Origin of the sequence: uncultured Anaerofustis sp. (genome assembly GCF_938029165.1) — a bacterium.
Taxonomy (GTDB): Bacteria; Bacillota; Clostridia; order Eubacteriales; family Anaerofustaceae; genus Anaerofustis.
In genome coordinates this window covers 42,463-55,048 of sequence record NZ_CALHFB010000004.1, presented here as the reverse complement: position 1 = coordinate 55,048, position 12,586 = coordinate 42,463, and the positions used below count along the sequence as shown (strand labels likewise).

General features: G+C 31.9%; 16 protein-coding genes and 1 riboswitch. Of the genes, 5 read left to right on the top strand and 11 right to left on the bottom strand.

What is annotated here, in order from left to right:
• On the top strand, positions 1-263 hold a 263-nt coding region (locus Q0516_RS01135; RefSeq protein ID WP_294468006.1), incomplete at its 5' end, for a GGGtGRT protein.
• A 374-nt stretch (positions 264-637) separates the two neighbouring features.
• Here the strand turns inward: Q0516_RS01135 and Q0516_RS01130 are convergent.
• Positions 638-1,084, bottom strand: coding sequence for a hypothetical protein (locus Q0516_RS01130; RefSeq protein ID WP_294468003.1), 447 nt, complete (start codon positions 1,082-1,084; stop codon positions 638-640).
• Positions 1,071-1,289 carry a helix-turn-helix transcriptional regulator gene (locus Q0516_RS01125; RefSeq protein ID WP_257481009.1) on the bottom strand — a complete coding sequence of 73 codons (219 nt, stop codon included), beginning with the start codon at positions 1,287-1,289 and terminating at the stop codon, positions 1,071-1,073. Before Q0516_RS01125 ends, Q0516_RS01130 begins: the two co-directional genes overlap by 14 nt.
• A gap of 157 nt (positions 1,290-1,446) precedes the next feature.
• On the opposite strand from Q0516_RS01125, the gene Q0516_RS01120 reads away from it, so the two are divergent.
• Positions 1,447-1,944: a hypothetical protein gene (locus Q0516_RS01120; RefSeq protein ID WP_294467999.1), complete on the top strand. Its 498-nt coding sequence runs from the start codon at positions 1,447-1,449 to the stop codon at positions 1,942-1,944.
• 29 nt (positions 1,945-1,973) lie between these two features.
• Here Q0516_RS01120 and Q0516_RS01115 read toward each other — a convergent pair whose 3' ends face one another.
• Together Q0516_RS01115 and Q0516_RS01110 are read right to left on the bottom strand one after the other, a co-directional pair.
• On the bottom strand, positions 1,974-2,723 hold the full coding sequence (locus Q0516_RS01115) for an alpha/beta hydrolase (protein WP_294467996.1): 750 nt from the start codon (positions 2,721-2,723) through the stop codon (positions 1,974-1,976).
• Between the two features lie 128 nt (positions 2,724-2,851).
• Positions 2,852-3,280 carry a GNAT family N-acetyltransferase gene (locus Q0516_RS01110; RefSeq protein WP_294467992.1) on the bottom strand — a complete coding sequence of 143 codons (429 nt, stop codon included), beginning with the start codon at positions 3,278-3,280 and terminating at the stop codon, positions 2,852-2,854.
• A gap of 655 nt (positions 3,281-3,935) precedes the next feature.
• On the opposite strand from Q0516_RS01110, the gene Q0516_RS01105 reads away from it, so the two are divergent.
• From Q0516_RS01105 to Q0516_RS01095, 3 genes are all read left to right on the top strand, one after another.
• The gene (locus tag Q0516_RS01105) at positions 3,936-4,298 is read left to right on the top strand and encodes a GIY-YIG nuclease family protein (RefSeq protein ID WP_294467989.1); all 363 of its coding nucleotides are present in this window, start codon (positions 3,936-3,938) and stop codon (positions 4,296-4,298) included.
• Positions 4,299-4,301: 3 nt separating this feature from the next.
• Positions 4,302-4,886, top strand: coding sequence for a helix-turn-helix domain-containing protein (locus tag Q0516_RS01100; protein WP_294467986.1), 585 nt, complete (start codon positions 4,302-4,304; stop codon positions 4,884-4,886).
• Between the two features lie 97 nt (positions 4,887-4,983).
• Entirely contained in the window at positions 4,984-6,330 is a 1,347-nt protein-coding gene (locus tag Q0516_RS01095; RefSeq protein ID WP_294467984.1) for an MATE family efflux transporter, read from the top strand.
• A 268-nt stretch (positions 6,331-6,598) separates the two neighbouring features.
• Here the strand turns inward: Q0516_RS01095 and Q0516_RS01090 are convergent, their stop codons facing one another.
• From Q0516_RS01090 to Q0516_RS01060, 7 genes are all read right to left on the bottom strand, one after another.
• Positions 6,599-7,222, bottom strand: coding sequence for a 4Fe-4S binding protein (locus Q0516_RS01090; RefSeq protein WP_294467981.1), 624 nt, complete (start codon positions 7,220-7,222; stop codon positions 6,599-6,601).
• A gap of 3 nt (positions 7,223-7,225) precedes the next feature.
• Positions 7,226-7,846 (bottom strand): ECF transporter S component, encoded by a 621-nt coding sequence (locus tag Q0516_RS01085; RefSeq protein ID WP_294467978.1) that lies wholly within the window; start codon positions 7,844-7,846, stop codon positions 7,226-7,228.
• A 74-nt stretch (positions 7,847-7,920) separates the two neighbouring features.
• Positions 7,921-8,033: riboswitch (FMN riboswitch) on the bottom strand.
• A gap of 133 nt (positions 8,034-8,166) precedes the next feature.
• Positions 8,167-8,847: a diphthine--ammonia ligase gene (locus tag Q0516_RS01080; protein WP_294467976.1), complete on the bottom strand. Its 681-nt coding sequence runs from the start codon at positions 8,845-8,847 to the stop codon at positions 8,167-8,169.
• Positions 8,848-8,997: 150 nt separating this feature from the next.
• The gene (gene eno / locus Q0516_RS01075; protein ID WP_294467973.1) at positions 8,998-10,308 is read right to left on the bottom strand and encodes a phosphopyruvate hydratase; all 1,311 of its coding nucleotides are present in this window, start codon (positions 10,306-10,308) and stop codon (positions 8,998-9,000) included.
• Between the two features lie 346 nt (positions 10,309-10,654).
• Complete coding sequence (locus tag Q0516_RS01070) at positions 10,655-11,272, bottom strand: class I SAM-dependent methyltransferase (protein WP_294467970.1); 618 nt, start codon at positions 11,270-11,272, stop codon at positions 10,655-10,657.
• 147 nt (positions 11,273-11,419) lie between these two features.
• Positions 11,420-11,965, bottom strand: a complete 546-nt coding sequence (locus tag Q0516_RS01065) for a DUF5684 domain-containing protein (RefSeq protein WP_294467965.1) — start codon at positions 11,963-11,965, stop codon at positions 11,420-11,422.
• Positions 11,966-11,991: 26 nt separating this feature from the next.
• Positions 11,992-12,573: a DUF5684 domain-containing protein gene (locus Q0516_RS01060; protein WP_294467962.1), complete on the bottom strand. Its 582-nt coding sequence runs from the start codon at positions 12,571-12,573 to the stop codon at positions 11,992-11,994.
• Positions 12,574-12,586: the final 13 nt, after the last annotated feature.

The following is a 12,586-nucleotide window of genomic DNA, read 5'->3' as shown; positions in this document are numbered from 1 at the left end:
GCGTACAAGAAGGTAAAAAATACTTCTCAGTAGCAAGCGGTGGCGGTACAGGAAGAACACTTCATCCTGACAACATGGCTGCAGGTCCTGCTTCTTACGGTATGACTGATACAATGGGAAGAATGCATTCTGATGCTCAATTTGCCGGTTCTTCATCAGTTCCTGCTCACGTAGAAATGATGGGACTTATCGGTATGGGTAACAACCCTATGGTTGGTGCTACAGTTTCAGTTTCTGTTGCAATCGAAGAAGCTCATAAATAATCATTAAAAAATCAAAGACACCTTTTGGTGTCTTTTTTATTTAAATAAAAAACCTAATTGACATCTCAACTTTTCCTAGAAAATCAATAAAATTGAGATTTTGTTTTTAATAAAAAATTGATAAATACAATAATATTAAATAAATGTTTATTTATTATAAAATGATATATTTAATATAAAATTTTAAGAAAAGGAATGCTTAATCAGAGGATACAAAGAAGTTGTAAATAACATTAGAAAAATAATAGAGAAATATACATTGATTTGTTTCAATAGCAGAAGAAAATAAATTCAAGAATTATAAAATGAAATAAAAGAGCTCCTTTTATAGGAGCTTTTATTTTTTAATGAAACAATGTAAACTATAGTGACTTTTAATATTTATCAAGAAGCCTTTTATAAATAATTATCCCTACCACATACAAAAATACTAAAAGCCCTCCGAGATATAATACTATAAGTTTACCCTCTTTTATTATTTCAAGACTTGAAAGGATAGAAAAGACCATCATAGAAAGTGCTATTACGACAAGAGCTATGACATAAGCATAACGTCCGCTTTTATCTCTGAGTTTTTCCTTTAATTCATCGTGCATATCTATTCTTTCATTTTCAAGCATTTCAGCGTATCTTTCCTTATTCTTCGGACGAGTCCAGTATATATATTTATAAATCATAGAAAATCCCATACCCGCCATAGCTCCGGTAAGTCCCCAAAGAACACCGCTTAGTTTATTATCGTTATGTGATATGGCAATAATTAAAAATACACTTCCGAGAATAGCATACAATATCCCAAGCATAAGATTATTCTTTTTCATTATCATCATCTTTCCTTTCATGTATAAAAACATCTTCTATCCTTTTATCAAAGAAATCCGCAATTTCAAAAGCCAGTTCGAGAGAAGGATTGTACTTCCCGTTTTCTATGGAACTAATCGTCTGCCTGGACACTTTTAGCTGTTTCGCAAAATTCTCTTGATTCAATCCCATTTTCTTTCTTAATTCTTCTACTTTGTTTTCCAAATACAACATCTCCTTTTTGACAATGTTCCTTTACAATATTATATGCCTTTTAATGATTTTTGTCAATGTTCCTTTACATATTAATAAGAAATAATATTATAAAGTCATATATTATGATATAATTTTAATATATTACATATAAAAAGAGGAAATTAATATGAAAAAGAATTGCTTATCAGGGCTATTGCTTCTCCTATATGTTTTATTTTATAACGGATATGTTTATGCGAATTCTTCATGGGGCTGGGTGGATAAAAGACCTTTCGATTTATTGCCTATGGTTATGATTTTGACTTTAACTATAGAGGTCATTATGACAATAAACTCCCTTGATGAAAAGAAATGGCTAGTCGTGATATCGGTAATTACTCTGGCAAACTTGGCTTCTTTTGCAGCACCATATATTTACATTCAAGGATTTGGTGCTGAAGTAGGTTACACATTTAAAGAATGCCTTGATAACATTCCAACATATAATATCTGTTTTATATATTTACTTATGACTATATTAATCGAACTTCCTATTGTATATGGGATACTCAAAAGTTATACAAAAAACAAAGCTAAATTATTTAATATGATAATACTTGCAAATACTGTTACAACTATGCTCGTCTTTATAATAGAAAGGATATTTTGCAGCGGTTCATACTAAATAAAAAAGAGTGGTTCCCCACTCTTTTTCTATTTAAGAAAATCTATTATGATTTTTGAAAATTCTTTAGCATTGGATATTATGGCAGGATGTTTTCCTATTTCAAAAATATGGATATCCCCTGCTCCGATTTCAAAGATAATTTCTTCGTATTCTGTGATAAAATCCTTTTTTATCATCTCATCTTTCATGCTTCCCGTAAGAAGAAGCGGAACGGACAATTCCTTTATAGGTCTATAGAACAAAGGAACATCTTCCTCAGCCATTTTTATAAGCACTTCGGTATCTTTATCCACTGGATTTTCCCAGTCTTCGCCATGACACCATTTATAAAAGTATTTAGTAAAAATACTTTTCTTTGCACTTATTCTCTCTTCTATCAAATCCTCTTTAAATGTATCACCGAGTTTCCTTCCGTCAAAGCTATCAGCGACAACTTTGTTTATCAGCTCGGGACAATAAAGTGCCGCATTTATAGCTGCCCATGCACCTCCGCTGGTTCCTATAAGATTTACTTTATCGTACCCCAGATACTTTATAAGTTTAGTAACTTGCTTCCCCTGATCTATCCATAAATCAGTATCGAACGTTTCTACCCTATCCGATTTACCTGAGCCTAAAAAATCTATAAGAATGACCTTAAAATTATTTTTATACAGAGATAAAATAGGCTTAAACATCTTTGAAGATACCGCATTTCCGTGAAGGAACATCACTGGCTTTCCATTACCTATTTCGCAGTAATATGCATTCTCGTTTTTATATTTAAAATATGACATAACATGCCTCCAATTCATTTTTATTCCATTAAATGACTCGCAAGGCATTATAACATAAAGCCTCGCTTACTATTCAGTCCAGATACCCATCACTTTTCTCCTTTTCTCTTTTTAATATCAATATTATATCATATCCCTTTATAAATCATAGGCGTATATATAATCCCATTTATCGTTTGTTCCTTATCGGTATCGGTAAAACCAAGCTTATGATAAAACTTGACCGCATACGGCGAAGAGTTTACCGTGATATCCTCACTAACGATACATCTTACATAATCAAAGAGCTTTCTTCCTATCCCTTTTCTATGGTATTTATCATCTACAAAAAATAAACATATATGATTTTCCCTAATAGCAATTACACCTATAACGTCTTTATCCTTAAAATAACCATATATATTAAGCCTTGATATTTCTTCAATGTTATTTAAAAAACTTTTAAATTCCTCTATCCCCTCTTTTGAATAAGAGGGTGCTTCGTATTTTAAAAATACTTTCCATACCAAATCAAGAGCGGACAACAGCTCACTTTCTTTTATACTTCTTATCTCCATATGATATTCCTTATATTTTTTTATTATAATATAACACATTAATAGTCTTATAAAACAGTTAAAATCATATATAAGACTTATTTGGGGTTTTATTTAAAAAGATATTGACAAATAAAATAAAAAATGATATTCTATCATTGTTAGCAATAGCTAACACTTGTAATGAATATATATGTGTTACATATATTTTTTACCTATACATTAACAAGGATTAATGTAATATTTATCTCTTTTTTATATTTAATAGAATGAACGGTACTGCATAGTGTGCATACCCTTAAAAAAATAGCCATAACTTCCAAATATTTGTTTTATGCGGTACCATGACCATTCTATCAGCAATGCAAGGTGTACAATTTTGTTTTAGAAATATTACCCCTTAAACGTTCCCCTACTCTTTGAACTCTAATGACTTTATTTTCTTTAACTATTCTTTTAATTATAATTCCCGCTCAAAATCAACATAAAAAAGTAGAACAGAGAATGAAACGAGAACGGAATAAGCCTTGAAATAATCAAACAAAATACTGACAATGTTCTTATATATGTTTGCAGAGTAAAGAACAAGCATAGGAATATGCTTCTTTTTTTTATTCCACCATGCGTAGAGTTATAAACCATTTATATATGGTATAATATCATTCGAGGTAATAAAATGGATAGAGAAAAAAGAAAACAGATGATATATGAATATAAAAACAGGACTCCCGAAATGGGTATTTTATCATATAAGTGTATACATACAAATGAAATATTTTTAGGTACGGCAAATGATATAAAAGCTAAAATAAACAGTAACAAAGTAAAGCTGAACAGCGGTTCATATCCAAATAAATATTTACAGGAATTATGGAATAAATACGAAGCCGATAGCTTCGAAATTAAAATTTATAAAAGACTTGAATTAAAAACCAAAGAAGATAAAGAAAAAACATTAAAAAAACTTGATGAGCTTTTGGAAAACAGCCTTAAAGAAGTCCCCGAATCAAAGAGAATGAAGAAGAAAAAAAGGAAATAGAAAATGGATAATATAAAAATAGGTAATTTAATAAAAACTCTAAGAATAAAAAAGGATATGACACAAAAAGAAATCGGAGATAAGTTAAGTGTAAGCGACAAGACGATATCAAAATGGGAAACGGGAAACGGACTTCCGGATATAAGCATTTTAAGTGCTTTAGCCGAAGTACTCGACACTCAAATAGATTATTTGCTTACGGGAGAAGTAAAAATAAATGATAATAAAGGAGGAAATATGAAAAACACCAAGTTTTATGTCTGCGATAACTGCGACAATATAATAATAAGCACAAAGGAAATAAATGCTTCATGCTGTTCTTCACAGCTGAAGGAACTTAAAGTAAGCGATACTTTGGATAAAGGACTTATCAAAGTAGACTTTATCGATAATGAATTTTATGTCCACATGGATCATGCAATGACCAAAGAAAACTATATATCATTTATTGCATATGTAACATATGACAAAGTATATCTAAATAAACTATACCCCGAAGGTCATGCAGAAGCAAGGTTCAGATACTCGGGGCATGGTATATTCTATGCATATTCAAAAGCAGAAGGTCTATATATGAAGAAGTATTAAATCAAAGGCTTAAAAAGCCTTTTTTAATGTCAATCTTAAATTGACATTTATGAAATAACTTTATATCATAGTATAAAAGACTTCAAGGGATACTACTATGCTAATAGATTTAACAAGCGGAAATATAACAAAGAAAATGATGTTGTTTGCTGTCCCTATGATAATAGGAAATCTACTTCAGCAAATATATAATATTGCAGATACGATAATCGTTGGAAAATTTATAGGCTCCGATGCACTGGCTGCTGTTGGGTCTTCTTATACATTGATGATATTTTTAACTTCCATATTACTGGGACTTTGTATGGGCAGCGGCGCGGTCTTTTCTATCAGGTACGGAGAAAATGACAAGGAAAAATTAAAGAAAAGCATCGGGATTTCTTTTGTTATCATACTTTCTGTTACTATTATTTTGAATATAGCGGTCTTTGTATTCATTGACCCAATAATGGATTTTTTAAACATCCCTCCTTCGATTTATCCGATGATGAAGAGTTATTTATGGATAATATTCTTTGGGATAACCGCAACATTTTTATACAATTTTTATTCATCTGTACTCAGGTCTGTGGGTAACTCCTTTTCTCCTCTCATTTATCTTGGAGTATCCGTGGTTTTGAATATAGTCCTTGATTTGATATTTGTTTTATCTTTTAACATGGGAGTAAAGGGCGCTGCTATAGCAACGGTTATATCTCAGTTTGTATCGGGTATAGGAATAGCCTTATACACTTTGATTAAATTTCCCGAGTTTAGATTTAGTATTGCTGAATTAAAATTTGATAGAGATATTATAAAAGATATATTCAAGTTTTCCTTTCTTACATGTATCCAGCAGTCCATAATGAACTTTGGGATACTTTTGGTTCAGGGACTTATAAACTCATTTGGTACCATAGTAATGGCAGCCTTTGCCGCCGCCGTAAAGATAGATTCTTTTGCATATATGCCCGTTCAGGATTTCGGTAATGCATTTTCTACTTTTATTGCTCAAAACTACGGTGCGAAGAAAAAGTATAGGATAAAAGAAGGGATAAAAAACGCAGTCAAATATACTATTATATTCTGTTTTATCATATCTCTCATCGTTTTTATATTCGCAAAACAATTCATGCTTATATTCGTGGACGCTTCGAAAGCTGAGATTATAAATCATGGTATAACTTATTTAAGGATAGAGGGAGCTTTTTATTTCGGTATAGGGTGTCTGTTTTTACTCTACGGATTTTTCAGAGCCGTGGAAAAGCCTTTTATATCGGTAGTACTGACGGTAGTATCGCTGGGAACGAGAGTAGTCCTTGCATATACATTATCTAAAATTCCAAGCATAGGAGTTATTGGCATATGGATAAGCGTACCTATAGGCTGGATCTTAGCGGATATAATAGGATTAGTATATTATAAATCAAAAAAGAAAGAAATAAATGAAAAACTAATGACATAAAGATGTATTTGATAATATATCTGATTTTATACATTCAAATTCAAATATACAAAAGCTATTGTAATGATATCAAATTAAATAATCCGAACTAAAATAAATTTTATACATATATAAAAAACACTAACAAATTTTACAACATTAATAAGATTATTTAGAATATACCCCATCAAGCAATGGAATTATATTTTATCTTAATAATACTTCTATGATTTATGGAATTCTCTAATTAGCAGTTTGATACATAAAAAAGACCGCTTAGCGGTCTTTTTTAATACTTTATTACAGCTCCTGCGGGACATACGCTGTAGCAGTTCCCGCACTCCAAGCAATTATCTTCAGTTATTTTATATTTTTCCTCAGCTTCTTCTATTGCATTAAATGAGCATACCTTGATACACTTACCGCAGAGGATACAATCCTCGGTTATATCATAACCTCTTTTTTCGACATTTCCCCCTCCAAATGAAAATGTCCTCTTTACCATAGGTTTAACGGAGAGGTCCACATACTCCCCGACTCCCTGATAAATTTTGAATACCGAGAGTGCCATTTTGCTCTCTTCGCTAGAATAGATTTCATTCATATATGTATTCTTCTTAAATATCTCATCAAGCTTTTCGCTGTCTATACACTCAACTTTTCCCTTCACACTAATGGCTTTTGTAGACATAGTATCATGTCCTTTCATTCCGGACAGTGAAACAAATCCTCTTTTGATAAGTCTGCCATAAAAACCTTTGCCTTTGGCTGTAATGAAATAAAGGGCCTCATCATCGTAAAGCATAACATCTATTACGCAGGTTTCGGGAAGTCCGTTATCGTCCACAGTAGCAAATGTAGCGGAATGTATTTCTTCTACTAAAAATTTGAAGTAATCTTTAGCTTCTCTCATTGATTATTTTTCTCCTTTAAGTATAGGACTTACTCCTTTATAAATAAGCATTGTGAAAACTGAGATAATAAGTCCCTTTATAATATTTGCGGGAATTGCACTGAACAAGATTACATCCAGTTTTGTTTTTATAAATGGTATTATTTCTGAAAATGCAGCAATCACCTGCTCTAAAGGCATGAATACGCTGTACATCGGAAGAAGTACAAAATAGTTAAGAAGTCCGGCGACTACCGCCATAACTACGCTTGCTAATATACAAGCAACCAAAGCTGTTTTCTTGGTCTTTCTTCGTTTGTAAATAATCCCCGCGGTGAATACAAAAGACGCTCCCATAAAAAAGTTTGCAAGTTCTCCTATACCTCCGGTATTGGTAGAAAACATCTGAAGCCCGTTTTTAATAAGCTCTATTATTACTCCAGTTATGGGACCGAAGGCAAATGAGCCTATAAGAGCGGGTAAATCAGATAGATCCATCATCGCAAATGACGGCGACAGAGGCATCGGGATTTCCAAAAATGCCAGAAGGAATGATACCGCACTAAGCATTGCGGTAACTACCATAACTCTTACATTGATTTTTGACTTTGTCTTTTGTGTTGTTTTTTCATTAATGTTCTCCATAATTCTCCTTATAAACAGATATGAGGTGAATTTAAAAAACGCCCTTTGTACTAAAACAACAGGGCGGTTTCTTATCATATCTTCTTTCATCCGGACTTTACCGTCGGTCATGGAATTTCACCATGTCAGCTTTTCGCTCGCAGACTTTACTGCCGGTCAGGAATTGCACCTTGCCCTGAAGATAACTTTTAAAGTTATTTAATTTATGTAATCACGATTTAGCATAACTGGAGGATCAAGCTAAATCTTCGATTACTTTTTTATTATACATTTTTTTTACTTGGTTGTAAATATTTTACATTGATAAAATAAGTTTATAATTATTCCAAATTAAGATATAAGTATTTATCTATACTTTTATTTCTTTTATTGATATAACTTTTATCATATTTACTTCCTATTTTATAATCAATAGGATATTTAAATATCGGTCCGTCATAAACAAAAGAGTGATATTCTCCGTTCTCGCCGCAGATATCCGCATTTGAAGGGAAACTTGAAATAAAATCATCGTCGATGATTTTTCCTATAAAATTCTCATCTACTATTTCAGCATTTAATGAAGTTATGACAGCCTTAAATCCTAAGTCTATGAATTCTCTCATGATTTCTTTTGTATTCATACCCCAAAGAGGAAATACTGCATTTATCCCTGATTTTGTGCACTTTGCTTCTCTTGACTTTTTTAGTTCTTTCAGATGTATATCTCCAAAAACAGAAGTAAAAATATCCTTATCTTTAAATTTATTTATCTCAGTTTTCATTTTAGTGTTATAAGCCCTTTCGGTTTTGTAATCCGATAAATCTATCGTTGTGAGCGGGATACCTATGGAAGTCGATTGTTCTTTTAATAAGTTTAAATTTACTTCATGCATCGGTATTTTTTTATTATTAACAACAGTAAATAAAGATTTGATATCATATTCGTTTGATTTCATCATTTTATACAATGCCAATGAAGAATCTTTTCCGCTGCTCCAATTAAAAAATGCTTTTTCCATTTTACTATTCCTATATATGTTCATTTATTTTTAAATATTATATTATTAAAAGCAATTTAAGTAAATAAAGAGAAATGAATATTTAATACATAATCGAATGGGGATTAAAAACAAAAAAACAGCACAGTTTTCCTATGCTGTTTAATTATACTAAACATAATTCTTTAAGTTCGGGAATGCATCTTTTCCGATATATTTAGCCTTTTCTCCAAGATCTTCTTCTATCCTAAGGAGCCTGTTGTATTTACAAACCCTCTCTGTTCTGGACGGTGCCCCGGTTTTTATCTGTCCCGCATTAAATCCAACGGCTAAATCGGCGATAAAGGTATCTTCTGTCTCTCCCGATCTGTGAGAAACGATAGTGGTATAACCGTGTTCTCTCGCAAGCTTCATGGTACTTAGGGTTTCCGTAAGGGAACCGATTTGGTTTACTTTCACAAGTATCGAATTTCCCGCTCCCATTTCAATACCTTTTTTAAGTCTCTTTTCATTTGTAACGAATAAATCATCTCCAACAAGCTGAACTTTATTTCCTATTTTGTCAGTGAGAACTTTCCAGTGCTCAAAGTCATCTTCGAATAATCCGTCTTCGATTGAGATTATTGGATATTTTGTCGTAAGAATTTCATAATAGGTAGTCATTTCTCCGTATCTTCTGTTCTCGGTCTCATAGAAATACGATTCCTGATTTTTATCATATATCTCACTGCTAGCAACGTCTAAGGCAAGAGAAATATCCTCTCCCGCTTTATACCCTGCATTTTCTATCGCCTTTAATATAAGCATTATAGCTTCTTCCGCACATTTAAGGTTAGGTGCAAATCCACCTTCGTCACCTACGGAAGTACATAAATTCTGAAGCTTTAAGATATCTTTCAATTTATGATAAACTTCACTGCCCATTCTAAGAGCTTCTTTAAATGAAGAAGCACCGTGAGGAACTATCATGAATTCCTGGATATCTACGTTATTATCCGCATGCTTACCGCCGTTTAAAATATTCATCATAGGTACGGGAAGTACGCATGGGTCTTTTATATCTGCAAGTCTGCCTATATATTCATAAAGCGGTATATTTAGACTCTTTGCAGCAGCTCTTGCACAGGCAAGGGAAACGCCCAAAATAGAATTCGCTCCGAGCCTTTCTTTGTTTTCTGTTCCGTCAAGTTCAAGCATAGCCTCGTCTATTCCCTTTTGGTCGCTAGCGTCTCTTCCCAATAGTATATCCCTGATATCTTTATTTACGATAGCCACGGCTTTCAAAACACCATTGCCTAAGTATCTGTTTTCATCATTATCTCTAAGTTCAACGGCTTCAAATTCTCCCGTCGAAGCCCCTGAAGGTACACTTGCAATGGCACTTACACCATTTTCCAAACATACTTCGACTTCCACTGTCGGGTTTGCTCTCGAATCAAGAATTTCTCTCGCCTTTAAACTAACAATTTTTGTATTACTCAATTTAAAATCCTCCTTTTGCAATTTAGTTTTAGCAAAAACAGGGATAATATACACTTTGAACTAATGTATGATTTAATTACGATGATCGGTTATAATAAAATTTGGCACACTTTTCGTTAGTTATCACAAATATATTGTAAAAAAAAATTGATTTGCCACTAATTCTCTACCTTTTTACTGGATTATAATACAAATAAAGAAAAATGCACTAATTTAAATTTATTTTAGGGGATAAAAAATATATATTTCAATAACAGCAAAAAAACTACCCAACAAGGTAGTTTTATTTAATAAAACGTATTTGTAAATTTAAATTTATAAAATAATCGTTATTTAACCATATTATCTATTTCTCTTTACATACCAAAACACACTCCGAAAGCAGCTTTCCTTGAAGCAGATACTTTTCTTTTATTTTAAAACCATTATCCTCAATAAAATTCATATACTCTCGGGATTTCCATTTATGAAATGTATTAAAACCTGCTTTTTCCATAAACCATAGGCGGATTTTATCTACTTTTCCGTCATAGACAAATGTAGGTGCGATCAAAAGTCCGTCTTTTTTAAGTACACGTTTTATTTCATCAAGTGCCTTATTTGGATTTGGCATTATATGAAGTGCATTGGCAATAAGTACAACATCAAAAACATCATTTTTATAACTAAGAGATGTAGCATCCTGGACTTCATAAGTGATATTTTTATTATTAAGACGCTTTTCTGTTTCATAAAGCATTTTTTCGGAAAAATCCGTCGCAGTCCAGCTATCTGCTTCATCAGCAAGCAAACGAGTAAGCTGTCCCGTACCGCATGCCAACTCAAGGACACTTTGCTCTTTACTTAATAAAGGTCTTATTTTCTCACAAAGTGTGTTATATAATCCTTCGTTCCCTTTTTCCTGAAATGATGTATAAAGCTTTGCTGTTCTTTCCCAAAATTCTTTGTTCGATTTATCAGCCATAAAGCATAGTTCTCCGTTTCATAGTAATAAGTTAAAAATATATTACTTATTTATTATGATATTAGAATAACTCTTTGTCAAATAAATAGTTATTATTTAAAAAAATGTAAACATATTTATCAAAGAATAAAAATAACATATATTAGCCTAATGATTTAAATATTTACTGTTTCCGTAACCTAAAATCAGCATAAATATATTACTTAAGAAAATAAGTCCCAAAGTAAACGATTTGCTTTTATTAAACTTCTTTCCCAGTTTTATGTACATCATGATATATAAAACCAAATCAGCTATAGGTATAAAGAAAAGGAACATATACCACCCGAAGCCGAAGGTTATTTTACATAATGTAAAAGTACCATAAAAAGGTATTAAAGCTTTCCAGCCTTTCTCTCCTGCTTTCTCAAATACTTTCCACCTTGCGAGTATCGTTAATACTATTAAAATCAAAGGGAAAACAAAAGTTATCCAAGGAGAGATCCACTGTATATCAGCAGAAGCTTCCCATCCTGTGGCTAATGTATTTGAACTTATCCAGCCAACATCAATAGTTTTAAGGTTTAACCCCACCGTTTTATTTAACATCAACGTATAAATATCCTTAAGATAAATCCATACATAATTCACCGAAATATATGAAATTTCAAGAACACTTCTTATCAAGTAATATGGGATATTAAAAGATATCATATTTACCCTCTCTTTTAAAATATTTTTTAATTTACTGAAGAAATATGCTTGTCTTTTGAAACATCAGCACATGAATATTTACTCTTCCCAAATGCCAATATAAACAAAAATATTGGCGTAAATAAAATAAGACCTATAGTAAATAACTTGCCCTTACCAAACTTTTTACCTAATTTTATATATGTAATTATATACATTATCAAATTGATATAAGGAAGAAAGAAAAATAGAAAGTACCACCCCGAGCCTAAGGTTATTTTACAAAGTGTATATATACCATAAAAGGGTATTAAAGCTTTCCAGCCTGATTCCCCCGCTTTATCAAAGATTTTCCACCTGGAAATTAAAATTATCAAAAGAATGATTAAAGGCAAGATGATTGGGATAAATATAAAATCAAAAAACTTACCAAAGCCGGTAATATCAAACATAGACTCACTGCTCCAGCCTATATCTATCGATGTAAGCCCCATATCACCGCAAAATTTTATTAGATATAAGCTATAAAGCATATCCAAATATTCAAGAACCAGATTTCTTGCAGCATAAGCGTAGTCACAAATATAATAAACTGCGTTATTGATGATATTCATATACTCAAAATACATTTTTTAACCTCTT

Coding starts and splice junctions, on each gene's coding strand:
- Q0516_RS01130 (WP_294468003.1), bottom strand. CDS start 1,084: ATGAAAAAGAATAATCTTATGCTTGGGATATTGTATGCTATTCTCGGA.
- Q0516_RS01120 (WP_294467999.1), top strand. CDS start 1,447: ATGAAAAAGAATTGCTTATCAGGGCTATTGCTTCTCCTATATGTTTTA.
- Q0516_RS01115 (WP_294467996.1), bottom strand. CDS start 2,723: ATGTCATATTTTAAATATAAAAACGAGAATGCATATTACTGCGAAATA.
- Q0516_RS01110 (WP_294467992.1), bottom strand. CDS start 3,280: ATGGAGATAAGAAGTATAAAAGAAAGTGAGCTGTTGTCCGCTCTTGAT.
- Q0516_RS01105 (WP_294467989.1), top strand. CDS start 3,936: ATGGATAGAGAAAAAAGAAAACAGATGATATATGAATATAAAAACAGG.
- Q0516_RS01100 (WP_294467986.1), top strand. CDS start 4,302: ATGGATAATATAAAAATAGGTAATTTAATAAAAACTCTAAGAATAAAA.
- Q0516_RS01095 (WP_294467984.1), top strand. CDS start 4,984: ATGCTAATAGATTTAACAAGCGGAAATATAACAAAGAAAATGATGTTG.
- Q0516_RS01090 (WP_294467981.1), bottom strand. CDS start 7,222: ATGAGAGAAGCTAAAGATTACTTCAAATTTTTAGTAGAAGAAATACAT.
- Q0516_RS01085 (WP_294467978.1), bottom strand. CDS start 7,846: ATGGAGAACATTAATGAAAAAACAACACAAAAGACAAAGTCAAAAATC.
- Q0516_RS01080 (WP_294467976.1), bottom strand. CDS start 8,847: ATGGAAAAAGCATTTTTTAATTGGAGCAGCGGAAAAGATTCTTCATTG.
- Q0516_RS01070 (WP_294467970.1), bottom strand. CDS start 11,272: ATGGCTGATAAATCGAACAAAGAATTTTGGGAAAGAACAGCAAAGCTT.
- Q0516_RS01065 (WP_294467965.1), bottom strand. CDS start 11,965: ATGATATCTTTTAATATCCCATATTACTTGATAAGAAGTGTTCTTGAA.
- Q0516_RS01060 (WP_294467962.1), bottom strand. CDS start 12,573: ATGTATTTTGAGTATATGAATATCATCAATAACGCAGTTTATTATATT.